The sequence below is a fragment of the Cupriavidus sp. GW822-FHT02D05 genome, assembly GCF_058802485.1.
Window position 1 is genome coordinate 173642 of record NZ_JBXAOE010000007.1, and the last position, 13686, is coordinate 187327.

13 protein-coding genes are annotated in these 13686 nt (G+C 64.9%); 11 read left to right on the plus strand and 2 right to left on the minus strand.

Features of this window, described 5'->3' with window-relative positions; genetic code table 11:
• Positions 1 to 27 precede the first annotated feature (27 nt).
• Genes AC1RQK_RS11670 through AC1RQK_RS11685 form a run of 4 tightly spaced genes read left to right on the plus strand, consistent with a single transcriptional unit; the run spans position 28 to position 3817 of the window.
• Entirely contained in the window at positions 28 to 924 is an 897-nt protein-coding gene (locus tag AC1RQK_RS11670) for a protein-L-isoaspartate(D-aspartate) O-methyltransferase (RefSeq protein ID WP_492809169.1), read from the plus strand.
• An 8-nt stretch (positions 925 to 932) separates the two neighbouring features.
• Positions 933 to 1787: a peptidoglycan DD-metalloendopeptidase family protein gene (locus tag AC1RQK_RS11675; RefSeq protein ID WP_492372436.1), complete on the plus strand. Its 855-nt coding sequence runs from the start codon at positions 933 to 935 to the stop codon at positions 1785 to 1787.
• Between the two features lie 6 nt (positions 1788 to 1793).
• A complete protein-coding gene (rpoS, locus tag AC1RQK_RS11680; protein ID WP_492372435.1) occupies positions 1794 to 2972 on the plus strand; it encodes an RNA polymerase sigma factor RpoS in 1179 nt (392 codons plus the stop codon).
• Entirely contained in the window at positions 2969 to 3817 is an 849-nt protein-coding gene (locus AC1RQK_RS11685) for a 3'-5' exonuclease (protein WP_174423309.1), read from the plus strand. Before rpoS ends, AC1RQK_RS11685 begins: the two co-directional genes overlap by 4 nt.
• Positions 3818 to 3838: 21 nt before the next feature.
• Here AC1RQK_RS11685 and AC1RQK_RS11690 read toward each other — a convergent pair whose 3' ends face one another.
• On the minus strand, positions 3839 to 4708 hold the full coding sequence (locus AC1RQK_RS11690) for an endonuclease/exonuclease/phosphatase family protein (protein ID WP_492809170.1): 870 nt from the start codon (positions 4706 to 4708) through the stop codon (positions 3839 to 3841).
• A 299-nt stretch (positions 4709 to 5007) separates the two neighbouring features.
• On the opposite strand from AC1RQK_RS11690, the gene rlmD reads away from it, so the two are divergent.
• Entirely contained in the window at positions 5008 to 6342 is a 1335-nt protein-coding gene (gene rlmD / locus AC1RQK_RS11695; RefSeq protein WP_492372452.1) for a 23S rRNA (uracil(1939)-C(5))-methyltransferase RlmD, read from the plus strand.
• Positions 6343 to 6446: 104 nt separating this feature from the next.
• Here rlmD and AC1RQK_RS11700 read toward each other — a convergent pair whose 3' ends face one another.
• Positions 6447 to 7148, minus strand: coding sequence for a Bax inhibitor-1/YccA family protein (locus tag AC1RQK_RS11700; RefSeq protein WP_006157746.1), 702 nt, complete (start codon positions 7146 to 7148; stop codon positions 6447 to 6449).
• Positions 7149 to 7487: 339 nt separating this feature from the next.
• On the opposite strand from AC1RQK_RS11700, the gene ndk reads away from it, so the two are divergent.
• The 6 genes from ndk (at position 7488) to hisS (ending at position 13665) form a co-directional block, all read left to right on the plus strand.
• Positions 7488 to 7913, plus strand: a complete 426-nt coding sequence (gene ndk / locus AC1RQK_RS11705; protein WP_492372433.1) for a nucleoside-diphosphate kinase — start codon at positions 7488 to 7490, stop codon at positions 7911 to 7913.
• A 53-nt stretch (positions 7914 to 7966) separates the two neighbouring features.
• Entirely contained in the window at positions 7967 to 9121 is a 1155-nt protein-coding gene (rlmN, locus tag AC1RQK_RS11710; RefSeq protein ID WP_006157748.1) for a dual-specificity RNA methyltransferase RlmN, read from the plus strand.
• Positions 9118 to 9897, plus strand: a complete 780-nt coding sequence (gene pilW, locus AC1RQK_RS11715; RefSeq protein WP_492372432.1) for a type IV pilus biogenesis/stability protein PilW — start codon at positions 9118 to 9120, stop codon at positions 9895 to 9897. The genes rlmN and pilW overlap by 4 nt, the downstream gene beginning before the upstream one ends.
• Positions 9890 to 10894, plus strand: coding sequence for a RodZ domain-containing protein (locus tag AC1RQK_RS11720; RefSeq protein ID WP_492372431.1), 1005 nt, complete (start codon positions 9890 to 9892; stop codon positions 10892 to 10894). Before pilW ends, AC1RQK_RS11720 begins: the two co-directional genes overlap by 8 nt.
• 50 nt (positions 10895 to 10944) lie before the next feature.
• Entirely contained in the window at positions 10945 to 12237 is a 1293-nt protein-coding gene (gene ispG, locus AC1RQK_RS11725) for a flavodoxin-dependent (E)-4-hydroxy-3-methylbut-2-enyl-diphosphate synthase (protein ID WP_492372430.1), read from the plus strand.
• A gap of 147 nt (positions 12238 to 12384) precedes the next feature.
• Positions 12385 to 13665, plus strand: coding sequence for a histidine--tRNA ligase (gene hisS, locus AC1RQK_RS11730; protein WP_492372451.1), 1281 nt, complete (start codon positions 12385 to 12387; stop codon positions 13663 to 13665).
• Positions 13666 to 13686 lie beyond the last annotated feature (21 nt).

A 13686-nucleotide genomic window follows, 5' to 3' on the forward strand; every position in this document is an offset into this window, starting at 1 on the left:
CCCTTGCCCGCGCAGTAGCCGGCCGTCATGAGTTCCGTCCCGCGTCGCCCAAAATTTCCCCTGTCGCTGGACGCGGTGGTCGAGCGCAAGCCCGCGCCGGCGCGTACCGCTGGCATGCCTGCCGTGGGCGGCGCGCGCGGCGCGGCGATGGCTGCCAAATCGCGCGCGGCCAAGGCGCCCGCTGCGCCCACCCCGGCAGCGAGCGCCGTGCAGGCGCGCGCCAGTGCCGCCACGGCGGGCGGCGGCGGCATGGCCTCGGAACGCGCGCGTGGCGCGCTGGCGGCGCGGCTGCGCGCGGCCGGCATCCGCGACGACCGCGTGCTCGACGCGATTGCTACCATCCCGCGCCACCTGTTTGTCGAGCCCGGCCTGTCGTCGCAAGCGTATGAAGATGCGGCGTTGCCGATCGGCCACCAGCAGACCATCTCCAAGCCGTCGGTGGTGGCTCGCATGATCGAGTTGTTGCGCGATGGCCTCGGCGCGGATGAGCCGCTGGAGCGCGTGCTGGAAATCGGCACCGGCTGCGGCTATCAGGCGGCCGTGCTGAGCCTGGTGGCGCGCGAAGTGTTCTCTATCGAGCGGATTCGTCCGCTGCACGAACAAGCCAAGGCGAACTTGCGGCCGCTGCGGGTGCCAAACCTGCGCCTGCATTATGGCGATGGCATGCTGGGTTTACCCCAGGCGGCGCCGTTTTCGTCGATTATCCTGGCGGCGGCCGGCATGGAGGTGCCTCAGGCGTTGCTGGAGCAGCTTGCCATTGGCGGGCGGCTGATCGCGCCCGTGGCGGTACCTCCCTCCGCCGGCAGCCCAGGGCAGACCGTCACACAGCAATTATTGTTGATCGAGCGGCGTAACCGGCATCGATTTCACCGGACCGCGCTTGAAGCCGTTTTCTTTGTGCCATTAAAATCGGGCACTATCTGAGTCGAACTATGCACAATATCGTGAACACGGAACGTTTCGCCCGCGCCGGGCAGCTCGCTACCGCCTCCCTGCTGCTGGCCTTGCTGGCCGCCTGCGCCTCCTCGCCCATGCCGGCGCCCGTGGTGGACCGCACCTCCGGAGCCGGCGTCGCCGGTGTCGTCCCGCTGGAGCCCGCGCCGCCTGGGTACTATCGCGTCAAGCGAGGCGATACGCTTTATCGAATCGCGCTCGAGAACGGCCAGTCCTATCGCGATGTCGCGGCCTGGAATTCGCTGGCCAATGCCAACCAGATCGAAGTGGGTCAATTGTTGCGCGTGGCGCCTCCTGGCGCCGACGTCAACGCGGGCACCGGCGTCGCCACCATGCCGGTGGCGCCAGGCGGCGTGCAGGGCCAGCCGATCGACCAGGCGCGTCCTGTGCCCACGCCGGTTCCGTCGACAGCCACTGCTGGCGGGGCTTCCGCGCCCGTGGCGGCGGGCTCCGCGCCAGCCGCCGATGGCTCGGTCAAGCTGGCATGGCCGGTCACCGGCCAACTGATCGGGCGTTTCGACGAAAAAGGCAACAAGGGCATTGATATTGCCGGCAAAAAGGGCGATCCGGTGCAAGCAGCCGACGATGGCCGCGTGATTCACGTTGGCCCCTTGCGCGGCTACGGGAATCTTGTCATCATCAAACACAACGATACATATCTCACTGCGTACGGCCACAACGACAAGGTGCTGGTGACGGAGCAGGCAACGGTCCGCAAGGGACAAAAGATTGCAGAGATGGGCAACAGTGACACCGATCGTGTGAAGCTGCATTTCGAGGTACGCAAGAACGGGAAACCAGTCGATCCGATGCGGTATTTGCCGCCACAGTGAGGGTTCATGCCACGCCAGAAAACTGTCTCCACCGGAAGCACCAGCCGCGCTCGGCGTCCCAAGCAGCCGGAGTTGCAGCAGTCCACTGGCGTGGCGCAAGCCGATGCCGATGCAGATTCCGAGTCCTACGGCCAGGACCCGGCCGCCGACTTGGTGCCGCTTACCGATGAGCCCATCACCACGGGTACGGCGGTAGGCCTGCGCGAGGCCGACCTGATGGTCGAGGAAGTCGAGCGCCAGGCCCGCGACGAGGACGAAGAAGAGTCCGAGGACGAAGAAGAAGGCGAGGCCGCAGCCGAGCCGGCTGCGCCCGATCATGACGACTTCCGCACCGTGCTGCACACCGAACTGGCAGCCGACACCGTCCAGCATTACCTGAATCGCATCAGCATCAAGCCGCTGCTGTCTGCGCCGGAGGAGCTGCATTTTTCTACCCTGGCCAAGGGCGGCGATTTCTCGGCGCGGCAGGTCATGATCGAGCGCAACCTGCGGCTGGTGGTCAGCATCGCCAAGGGCTACCTCAATCGCGGCGTGCCGCTGCTGGACCTGATCGAGGAAGGTAATCTCGGCCTGATGCACGCCATCGAGAAATTCGACCCCTCCCGCGGATTCCGTTTCTCGACCTACGCCACATGGTGGATCCGCCAGAGCATCGAGCGCGCCATCATGAACCAGGCGCGCACCGTACGCCTGCCGGTCCACGTCATCCGCGAACTCAACCAGGTGCTGCGCGCCAAGCGTCATCTGGAGAAGGGCGGCACCGACGGCCGCGATGCCAGCCTGGAAGATATTGCCCACCTGCTGGGCAAGACCCCTGACGAAATACAAGACGTGCTCGCGCTCAACGAGCACACCACCTCGCTCGACACGCCATTCGATCTCGATCCCGGATCCAGCCTGCTTGATTTCCTCTCGGACGAGCACAACGCCGCGCCCGACCAGGAAGTCGCCCACCGCGAGCTGGAAAACCTGATGAAACAATGGTTGGCGCGTTTGTCCGAAAAGCACCGCTATGTTGTCGAGCGCCGCTTCGGGCTTAATCACATCGAGCCGGCCACGCTGGAAGAACTTGCCGAGGAAATGGGGCTGACGCGCGAGCGTGTGCGCCAGATCCAGCAAGAGGCGCTGGTCAAGCTCAAACGCCATTTTGCTTCGCAAGGCGTGCGCAAGGACGCTGTTCTATGACACCTGTGCTGGTATTCGACATCGAGACGATTCCCGATGTCGATGGTTTGCGTCGTCTGCACGACCATCCCGATTCCATGACCGATGCCGAGGTCGCCGAACATGCTTTCGCGGCCCGCCGCGAGAAAAACGGCACCGATTTCCTGCCACACTACCTGCAGCGCATCGCGGCCATTTCCTGCGTGCTGCGCCGTAATCAGCGCGACGGCACACCGGTTTTCCATGTGGGCTCGCTTGGCACGCTGGAAGACGGCGAGGCGGTGCTGATCCAGAAGTTCTATGACCTGGTGGCGCGCTACTCGCCCCAGATGGTGTCGTGGAACGGTGGCGGCTTCGACCTGCCCGTGCTGCATTACCGCGGGCTGGTGCATGGCATCGTGGCGCCGCGCTACTGGGAAATGGGCGAAGGCAGCGAGTCCGACAGCCGCGAATTCAAGTGGAACAACTACATCAGTCGTTACCACATGCGGCACCTGGACCTGATGGACTTGCTGGCGATGTACCAGCCGCGCGCTAGCGCACCGCTGGACGATCTCGCCAAGCTGTGCGGGTTTCCCGGCAAGATGGGCATGGACGGCAGCAAGGTCTGGCAGGCCTACCAGGACGGCCAGTTGCCCGCGATCCGCGATTACTGCGAAACCGATGTCGTCAATACCTACCTGGTGTACTGCCGTTTCCAGTTGATGCGCGGCGGCCTGACGCCGAAGCAGTTCGATACCGAAATCGAATTCGTGCAGGAGTCGCTCGCCGAGTTGCCGGGTTCGCAGTGGATCCAGTACCTCCAGTCTTTCCGCATCAAGCCGGTATATGCCGGCGGCGATGACGACGAAGAACCGGAAATCTAAGCGCCGCTCCGTTACAGGCCCCTATTCGTCCGCCAGCGACAGGTAGATCGGCTGGTGGTCGGATGCCCGTGTTTCGCCATCCACCTCGCAGCACAGCACACGCGACAGCAGGTCCTCTGTCAGGAATGCGAAGTCACAGGCAAACGGCGCCTGCGGCCATTGCTCCTTGTCATACAGGGCGCAAGTTGGCGCATGGGGCTTGCCGGGGTGGGTATGCGTCCAGGCGTCGTGCCAGCCGATGATGCCGGTTTCGTGGCAACCGTCGTATGGCGCCAACATGCGCAGGTAAGCGATATCGTCCGGCGCGCCGTTGAAATCGCCGCACAGCACGGCGGAAGCGGGCCGCGCTTCGGGCGTGAACGGGCCGGGCCCAGTCTCGCGCAGGCCGGGTTGGCTGGCGTGCTCGCAGGCCTCGCGGTGCCAGGCGCGCAGCGCGTCGGTCTGGGCCGCGCGCTGATGTGTCGAGTAATACTCCAGGTGGGTGCAGATTACGCGCAGGCGACGCTCTGCCGCCATTACCGTCGCTTCCAGCGCCACGCGCGGCATCGACGGGACGGTTGGATCGGTGGGCCAGGGCAGGGCATGGCGAAACACTTCGAGCAAGGGCAGGCGGGTGGCGATGAGGTTGCCGAACTGGCGTGGCGCGCCGTCCGCGGTGAAACGGTCCACCGCAGGCGCGTAGAGGATCCGGTAGCCGGGCAGCAGCGCTACCAGCTCGGCCACCTGGTCGGGCCCAGGCTCGCCTGCGAGGTCGGAATAGCCGCGCGTCACCTCCTGCAGGCAGATTACATCGGCGTCGGCGATCGCGTGCAGCGTCCTGACGGTGCGGGCCAGGTCGACGCGCCCGTCGGCGCCACGACCCCACTGGATGTTCCAGGAAATCAGTTCCATGTCGCCCCCTGCTCGGTTGCCACGGCGCGCGGTGCAGGTGTTCTGTGCCGGGAGTGCCTCGCGCGTGCTGCACCCATGTTGCGCCTATCTCGCGCGCTTGTCCCGGTCTTCATGCCGCCGGGCTTGCCGCAGGGCCGCCCGGCTGTGCGTCTGGACTACAATCGCGCTTTCACAAAACAATACGTCAGGTTCCCCAGGTGTCTCAAGCCGTGACTCTTACGCAAGCCCATTCTGCGCCAGAAGGTGGCGCCTTCGCCTCCCCGGCCGTACCCGCACCGGTCAAGCCTGCGCCCGTGCAACTGCCCGTCGTGCAGATCCACAGCCTCGACATGGAGGCGCGCGGCGTTGGCCGGCTGGTCAATGAGGATGGCAGCCCGGGCAAGGTGATTTTTGTCGAGGGCGCGCTGCCGGGCGAAACCGTCAGCTACAGCAGCTTCAAGCGCAAGGCCAGCTTCGAGCAGGCCAACCTGGGCATGATCAAGAAGGCCTCGTCAATGCGCGTGAAGCCGGGCTGCGAGTATTTTGGCGTTTGCGGCGGTTGTTCGATGCAGCACCTGGACGCACGCGCGCAGGTGGCCATCAAGCAACGCGTGCTGGAAGACGATCTCTGGCACTTGTCGAAGCTGCGCCCGGACGTGGTGTTCCGCCCGATCGCCGGCCCGGACTGGGGCTACCGCTACCGGGCGCGCCTGACGGTGCGCTACGTGGCAAAGAAAGGCGTGGCGCTGGTCGGCTTCCATGAGCGCAAGAGCAGCTATGTGGCCGATATGGCGAGCTGCAAAGTTCTGCCGCCGCACGTATCGGACCTGCTGGTGCCGCTGCGGGAACTGATCACGGGTTTGTCGATCCGAGACCGCCTGCCGCAGGTCGAGCTGGCAGTGGGGCAGGATGTGACGGTGCTGGTGCTGCGCATCCTGATGCCGCTGACCGAGGCCGACGAGGCACTGCTGCGCGCCTTCGCCGACCAGCACGGCGTGCAGTTCTGGCTTCAGCCCAAGGGCCCGGACACCGTGGTGCCGTTCTACCCGCTGGACCGCGAACTGGCCTACACGCTGCCGGAATTCAGTATCCGCATGCCGTTCAAGCCGACCGACTTTACCCAGGTCAACCACCAGATCAACCGCGCGCTGATTGGCCGGGCGCTGCGCTTGCTGGATGCCCAGCCGGATGACCGGCTGCTCGACCTGTTCTGCGGCATTGGCAATTTCACGCTGCCGCTGGCCACGCGCGGCCGCTCGGTGATGGGCATCGAAGGCAGCGAGGTCCTGACCACCCGGGCACTGGCCAATGCGGTCATCAACGGGTTGGACCACAAAACCGAATTTGCCTGCAGGAACCTCTTCGAGGTGGGTGCGGAAGACATCGCCGCACTGGGCCGTTTCGACCGCTGGCTGATCGACCCGCCGCGCGAAGGTGCGCTGGCGGTCAGCAAGGCACTGGGTGAACTGGCCCAGGCTGGCAGCGACGTGCTGCCCAAGCGCATCGTCTACGTCTCGTGCAACCCGGCCACGCTGGCGCGCGACGCCGGCCTGCTGGTGCACGAGGCCGGCTACCGGCTTTCCGGTGCTGGCGTGGTCAACATGTTCCCGCACACCTCGCACGTGGAATCGATTGCGGTGTTCGACCGCGCCTGAGCGGCTGAGGAAGGCGGGCGCGGCCTTGCGGCCGCGGCAAAGAAAAAGGCCAGCGCGGATGCGCTGGCCTTTTTAGTCCGGGGCAGGGCGGCCGGGCCGCCGCCTTAGTCGCGGTTGCCGCCGAAAATGCCCAGCAGCGCCAGCAGGTTGGCGAAGACGTTGTACACGTCCAGGTAGATCGCCAGTGTTGCCGTGATGTAGTTGGTCTCGCCGCCGTTCAGCACGCGCTGCACGTCAAAGAGGATGTAGGCGGAGAAGATGCCGATGGCGATCACCGAAACCGTGATCATCAGCGACGGCAGTTGCAGCCAGATGTTGGCGACGCTGGCCAGGATCAGCAGGATCACGCCGACGAACAGGAATTTGCTCAGCCCGGAGAAATCGCGCTTGCTGACAGTCGCGATGGTGGCCATGGCGCCGAACACCGCCGCTGTGCCGCCAAAGGCATACATGATCAGTGCAGGACCATTGGAGAACTGCAGCACCGACCCGATCAGGCGCGACAGCATCAGCCCCATGAAAAAGGTGAAGGCCAGCAGCAGGACCACGCCCATGCTGCTGTTCTTGGTCTTCTCGATGGCATAGAAGAAGCCGAACGCGATGCCCAGGAACAGGATCATCGACAGGCCGGGGCTGCCTTTCATCAGGCTGAAGCCCGTGGTGACTCCGATCCACGCACCGATGACGGTGGGGATCATCGAAATGGCAAGCAACCAGTAGGTGTTGCGCATGACCCGATTGCGCACCACGACGTCGCTCGTCGCGGTGCCGCTGCCGAAACTGTATGTGTTCAGCTTGTTATCCATGGTGACTCCTGTCTCAAAACGGTGAGGCGCCGGGGTAACCCAGGCGGGCACAACGCCAATGTGGCATCGCAGTAATGGAATTGCAAGGGTTGAGGGAACGTATCAGCCACATTTTCGCAAAATCCGCGCTGCCAGTGGTGATTTGATCGCAACTGGCCTCTCGCGTTCCCTGCGCGTGGCACGTCATTAAAAGTGCATTATTGGTAACTTTATGGTGTGTGCCGTGCCTTGGTTGGCTCCCGGGAACCTGCGGCCATGGGCCTTCTCGAAACCATAACCGTCTCGTGCTAGAATTGCACGTTTACTTGACTTGTAACCCCTTCATTTTTTGGAGTTTTTATGGCGATCGAACGCACCCTGTCGATTATCAAGCCGGATGCCGTGGCAAAGAATGTCATCGGCCAGATTTACGCTCGTTTCGAGGCCGCAGGCCTGAAGATCGTGGCTGCCAAGATGGTTCACCTGTCGCGCGGTGAAGCCGAGCAATTCTACGCAGTGCACGCTGCGCGCCCGTTCTTCAAGGACCTAGTGGACTTCATGGTTTCCGGCCCGGTCATCATCCAGGCCCTGGAAGGCGAAAACGCCATCACCAAGCATCGCGACCTGATGGGCGCAACCGACCCGAAGAAGGCTGAAGCCGGCACGATCCGCGCTGACTTCGCTGACAGCATCGACGCCAACGCCGTTCACGGCTCGGACGCAGCAGAAACCGCTGCCGTCGAGATCGCTTTCTTCTTCCCCGGCATGAACGTTTACAGCCGCTGATTGTCTGGTCTATTCCACAAGACTAGACTGCTTTAGAAGTTGATACTGCCGTCATGAACACTCTCGTCAACCTGCTCGATCTGGATGCGGACGCGCTTACCGCCTATTGCGGAGAGCTCGGCGAGAAGCCGTTTCGTGCGCGGCAGTTGCAGCGCTGGATTCACCAGTTCGGCGCCAGCCGTTTCGATGCCATGTCCGATCTCGCCAAGTCGCTGCGCGAAAAGCTCGCCACGCGCGCCGAGATCCGCTCGCCTGCCGTCATCACCGACAACCTGTCGGCCGACGGCACGCGCAAGTGGCTGCTGGACGTTGGCGCCGGCGATGCGGTGGAGACGGTGTACATCCCTGAGGAGACGCGCGGCACGCTGTGCGTGTCTTCGCAGGCGGGGTGCGCCGTCAATTGCCGGTTCTGCTCGACCGGCAAGCAAGGCTTCTCGCGCAACCTGTCTACTGGCGAGATCATCGGCCAGCTGTGGATGGCCGAGTTTGCCATGCGTGCCCAACTGGGCCGTGGCGCCAAGGACGACCGCGTCATCTCCAACGTGGTGATGATGGGCATGGGCGAGCCGCTGCTCAACTATGACCAGGTTGTGCCCGCCATGCGCCTGATGCTGGACGACCATGCCTACGGGCTGTCGCGCCGGCGCGTGACGCTGTCCACCTCTGGCGTGGTGCCGATGATGGACCGGCTGGCCAAGGATTTGCCCGTGGCGCTGGCGGTATCGCTGCACGCGTCCAATGATCCGCTGCGCGACATGCTGGTGCCGCTCAACAAGAAGTACCCGCTGGCCGAGCTGATGGCGGCTTGCCGCCGCTACCTGGAATTCGCCCCGCGCGATTTCATCACTTTCGAATACTGCATGCTGGATGGCGTCAATGACGGCGTCGAGCATGCCCGGGAACTGCTGAAGCTTGTGGCCGATGTGCCCTGCAAGTTCAACCTGATCCCGTTCAACCCCTTCCCGGAGTCGGGCCTCAAGCGCTCAAACAACGAGCAGATCCGCCGCTTCGCCCAGGTCCTGATGGACGCCGGCATCGTCACCACCATCCGCAAGACGCGCGGCGACGATATCGATGCCGCCTGCGGCCAGCTCGCGGGTGAGGTCAAGGACCGTACCCGCCTGGCCCAGCGTGGCAAGTTCGGCAAGATCACGCCGATTGTGGCGGCGCCCGCGGCCGGCCAGCCGCAAGAGGCCCGGCCTGCATGACCCGTCTGATAGTTGCGGCGCTGATGGGGCTGGTGCTGCTGTCCGCGTGCCAGTTGCCGCCGCCGGTCAAGCCCGAGTTGCAGACCGCATCCGACCAGACCGAGCTGAGCCGGCGTGCCACCATCCGTCTCCAGTTGGCTACCAGCTACCTTGAGGCAGGGCAGTACACCGTCGCGCTGGACGAGGCCAAGCAGGCCATTGCCATCGACCCGACGCTGGTCGACGCGTACCATATCCGCGCGTTGGTCTACATGAACATGAACGAGCGCGTGCTGGCGGAAGAGAGCTTCCGTAGCGCGCTGGCCATGCGTGCCGATGACGGCGACGTGCTGAACAACTACGGCTGGTTCTTGTGCGTGAACGGACGCTATGCCGAGGCCGTGCCTTACCTGGAGCGCGCGGTCAACGCGCCCTCGGCAAGCGGGCCTGGCAAGGCACTGACCAGCCTTGGCGCCTGCCAGCTACGCAATGGCAGCAGCGAGGCAGCCGAGAAGAGCTTGTTTGGCGCCTTGCGCTACGATCGCAACAACCCGGTAGCCAACAACAACCTGGCGCTGCTGTATTACCAGCGCGGGGACTACCAGCGTGCCCAGCAGTATGTCGGCCGCATCAACAGCAGCAATTTCGTCAGCGCGCAATCCCTCTGGCTGGGTGCGCGCATTGCCCGCCGTCAGGGTGATGTAGCGGCGCAGAATGCCCTGGTGGCACAGTTGCGCAGCCGTTTCCCCGATTCGCGTGAGTTGACCGCATACGAACAAGGAGCATGGGATGAGTGAGCACGAGCGCGCCGAAGGCCAGACTGCAGCGACGGGTCATGCGGGGGGGACCCCTGCGGATGCCGGGCGCGAGGCGGTGGCGCGCGAGATTGGCGAACGCCTGGCGCAAGCGCGCAAGGACCAGCGTTTCTCGCTGGAGGATGTCAGTGCGCGGCTGAAGGTCGCCTCGCACAAGCTGGCCGCCATCGAGCAGGGCGACGTCGCGGCGCTGCCCGACGTGACCTTTGCCAAGGGTGTGATGCGCGCCTACGCGCGCATGCTCCAGATCGACATCGACGCCTTGCTGGCGCGTTTCCACGCGCAGGCTGTGCCGGTGGTGGAAATCGGCATGCGCCGCGAAGGTGGCCTGAACGAGAGCTTCGACGACCGTAACCGCTTTGGCTCCGGCGGCTCCGGCGGCCGGTGGATCTGGCTGGCCCTGGTGGTCGCCGTGATCGGTGGCGGGGTGCTGTTCGGGCTGGACCACTTCAAGCAATGGATCGAGGCGCGCAAGGAAACCCTCACGGCGGCCCCGGCGGCGCAAGCCACGGTGCAAGGCAGCGAGCCCGGTACCGTCACGGCCGCACTGCCGCCGGTGATGGCCGCGTCCGATGCCCCCGCGCCGTCCGAGTCACTGCCCGCCAGCGGCCCGGTGGCGGTGGCGCCAGCGCTTTCGGCAGCACCCGCACCTTCGGCGGCGCCGTCTCCGGCCGCCGTGGCCGCCGTCTCCGCGGTAGCTGCTTCAGCGGCAGTGCCTGCCCCCGCAGCGGCAGACGGTGCTGCCGAGCTGCGCATCCGTTTCGCATCGGATACCTGGTACGAGATCCGCGACCGCAGCGGCAAGGTTGTGCTCGGCGGTACTGCGCGTGCGGGCCAGGATCTCAGCGGCGGCGGTACGCCACCGTACAAAATCGTGATCGGCAACGTCAAGGGCGTCGAGTCGCTGACGCGCAACGGCACGCCGGTCGACCTGCAAGCGGCCAACCGCAATAACGTGGCGCGCCTGACGCTGCCCTGAACATCGTTTCTCCAGCCATGCGCAACGCCGCATTGCAAGGTGGTAATGCTATGAACCAAAAGGCTTGTATGCCGGTGCTGCCCGGCCCGCTGCCCCGCCGCAAAACGCGCCAGGCGCGCGTGGTGTGGGGCGACAATGTGGTCACGATCGGTGGCGACGCTCCCGTGCGCGTGCAGTCGATGACGAACACCGACACGGTGGACGCCATCGGCACCGCGATCCAGGTCAAGGAACTGGCGCGTGCCGGTTCCGAAATTGTGCGCATCACGGTCAATACGCCGGAAGCCGCGGCTGCGGTGCCCGCCCTGCGCGAGCAGCTGGACCGCATGGGCGTGAACGTGCCGCTGGTGGGCGACTTCCACTACAACGGCCACACGCTGCTGCGCGATTATCCCGACTGCGCCCAGGCGTTGTCGAAGTACCGCATCAACCCCGGCAACGTGGGGCAGGGTGCCAAGCGCGACACGCAATTCGCGCAGATGATCGAAATGGCCTGCCGCTACGACAAGCCGGTGCGCATCGGCGTGAACTGGGGCAGCCTGGACCAGTCGCTGCTGGCGCGCATCATGGACGAGAACGCCCTGCGCGCCGAGCCGTGGCCGGCGCAGAACGTGATGGTCGAGGCGTTGATCACCTCCGCGATCGAGTCGGCGAAGAAGGCCGAGGAAATCGGGCTTTCGGGTGATCAGATCATCCTGTCGTGCAAGGTCTCGCAGGTGCAGGAACTGATCGCTGTGTACCGCGAGCTGACCAAGCGCTGCGACTACGCATTGCACCTCGGGCTGACCGAGGCGGGCATGGGCAGCAAGGGGATCGTGGCCTCCACCGCCGCGCTGTCGGTGCTGCTGCAGGAAGGCATTGGCGACACCATCCGCATTTCGCTGACGCCGGAACCCGGCGCTGCGCGCGAGAAGGAGGTCTACGTGGGGCAGGAGATCCTGCAGACCATGGGCCTGCGCAACTTCACCCCGATGGTGATTGCCTGCCCGGGCTGCGGCCGTACCACCAGCACCACCTTCCAGGAACTGGCGTCCAGCATCCAGAGCTACCTGCGCGAGCAGATGCCGACCTGGAAGACCGCCTACCCTGGCGTGGAAGAAATGGATGTGGCCGTGATGGGCTGCATCGTGAACGGGCCGGGCGAAAGCAAGCATGCCAATATCGGCATCTCGCTGCCGGGCTCAGGCGAATCGCCGGCGGCGCCGGTATTTGTCGACGGCGTGAAGGTCAAGACGCTGCGCGGCGATCGCATCGCCGAGGAATTCCAGGCGATCGTGGACGATTATGTGCGCACCCACTACGGCAACAAGGCCGGGAGCGCCGGCAATGAGGTGGCAGCCTGAGCCGTTGCGGCTAGGCGCTACAGGGAAAGACAAGACACAATGAACCAACCCGTGAATCCGGCGGCCGCCAGCGATGGCGCCAAGGCTGCCGACAGCAAGGCAGAGAGCAAGAGCAAGGCAGTGAAAGCCCTGCAGGGCGTCAAGGGCATGAACGACATGCTGCCCGCCGACGCACCGCTGTGGGAGCATTTCGAGAACGCCTCGCGCGCGATGCTGCGTGCCTACGGCTACCAGCAGGTCCGCACGCCCATCGTTGAGCACACGCAGCTGTTCGTGCGCGGCATCGGCGAAGTCACCGACATCGTCGAGAAGGAAATGTATTCCTTCACCGATGCGCTCAACGGCGAGCAACTGACGCTGCGCCCCGAGGGCACGGCGGCCGCAGTGCGGGCCACCATCGAGCACAACCTGCTGTACGACGGCCCCAAGCGCCTGTGGTACACCGGCCCGATGTTCCGCCACGAGCGTCCCCAGCGCGGGCGCTATCGCCAGTTCCACCAGCTCGGCGCCGAGGCCCTCGGCTTTGCCGGCCCGGACGTGGACGCCGAGATCATCATGATGTGCCAGCGCCTGTGGGATGACCTGGGCCTGGTCGGCGTGCGCCTCGAGCTCAATTCGCTGGGCCAGGCCGAGGAGCGCGCCGCGCACCGCGAAGAACTGATCAAGTACCTGGAAGGCTTCCAGGACATTCTTGACGAAGACAGCAAGCGCCGCCTGTACACCAACCCGCTGCGCGTGCTGGATACCAAGAATCCCGCGCTGCAGGAAATGGCAAGCAACGCGCCCAAGCTGATCGATTTCCTGGGCGAGGAGTCGCTTGCCCACTTCGACGGCGTGCAGCGCCTGCTCAAGGCCAACAACATCCCGTTCAAGATCAATCCGCGCCTGGTGCGCGGGCTGGACTACTACAACCTGACGGTGTTCGAGTGGATCACCGACAAGCTCGGCGCGCAGGGCACCATCGCCGGCGGCGGCCGCTACGATCCGCTGATCGCGCGGATGGGCGGCAAGGCGGCACCAGCTTGTGGCTGGGCGATGGGCATCGAGCGCATCATCGAACTGCTGCGAGAGGAAAAGCTCGTGCCGCAGGCGGAAGGTGCCGATGTGTACCTCGTCCACCAGGGCGAAGCGGCTGGCCAGCAGGCCATGATCATCGCCGAGCGCCTGCGCGATGCCGGCCTCGACGTGCTGCTGCATGCCACGCCCGACGGCAAGAGCGGCAGCTTCAAGTCGCAGATGAAGCGCGCCGACGGTAGCGGTGCGGCCTATGCCGTTATCATTGGCGAGGATGAGGTGGTGGCGGGCACGGCACAGGTCAAGGACCTGCGCCAGGGCGCCCAGGCCGAAGGCGGCGGCGCGCAGGTGACGGTGGAGGCTGAAAAACTGGTTGACCACATCATCGACGCCATGGTTGGCGCCAGCGAGTAAGCCTGCTGGTCAGCAGGCAGT

What these genes read in the sequence shown, in the direction of transcription:
- AC1RQK_RS11670 (WP_492809169.1), top strand. Translation starts at nt 28, where the DNA reads ATGAGTTCCGTCCCGCGTCGCCCAAAATTTCCCCTGTCGCTGGACGCG.
- AC1RQK_RS11675 (WP_492372436.1), top strand. Translation starts at nt 933, where the DNA reads ATGCACAATATCGTGAACACGGAACGTTTCGCCCGCGCCGGGCAGCTC.
- rpoS (WP_492372435.1), top strand. Translation starts at nt 1,794, where the DNA reads ATGCCACGCCAGAAAACTGTCTCCACCGGAAGCACCAGCCGCGCTCGG.
- AC1RQK_RS11685 (WP_174423309.1), top strand. Translation starts at nt 2,969, where the DNA reads ATGACACCTGTGCTGGTATTCGACATCGAGACGATTCCCGATGTCGAT.
- AC1RQK_RS11690 (WP_492809170.1), bottom strand. Translation starts at nt 4,708, where the DNA reads ATGGAACTGATTTCCTGGAACATCCAGTGGGGTCGTGGCGCCGACGGG.
- AC1RQK_RS11700 (WP_006157746.1), bottom strand. Translation starts at nt 7,148, where the DNA reads ATGGATAACAAGCTGAACACATACAGTTTCGGCAGCGGCACCGCGACG.
- ndk (WP_492372433.1), top strand. Translation starts at nt 7,488, where the DNA reads ATGGCGATCGAACGCACCCTGTCGATTATCAAGCCGGATGCCGTGGCA.
- rlmN (WP_006157748.1), top strand. Translation starts at nt 7,967, where the DNA reads ATGAACACTCTCGTCAACCTGCTCGATCTGGATGCGGACGCGCTTACC.
- pilW (WP_492372432.1), top strand. Translation starts at nt 9,118, where the DNA reads ATGACCCGTCTGATAGTTGCGGCGCTGATGGGGCTGGTGCTGCTGTCC.
- AC1RQK_RS11720 (WP_492372431.1), top strand. Translation starts at nt 9,890, where the DNA reads ATGAGTGAGCACGAGCGCGCCGAAGGCCAGACTGCAGCGACGGGTCAT.
- ispG (WP_492372430.1), top strand. Translation starts at nt 10,945, where the DNA reads ATGAACCAAAAGGCTTGTATGCCGGTGCTGCCCGGCCCGCTGCCCCGC.
- hisS (WP_492372451.1), top strand. Translation starts at nt 12,385, where the DNA reads ATGAACGACATGCTGCCCGCCGACGCACCGCTGTGGGAGCATTTCGAG.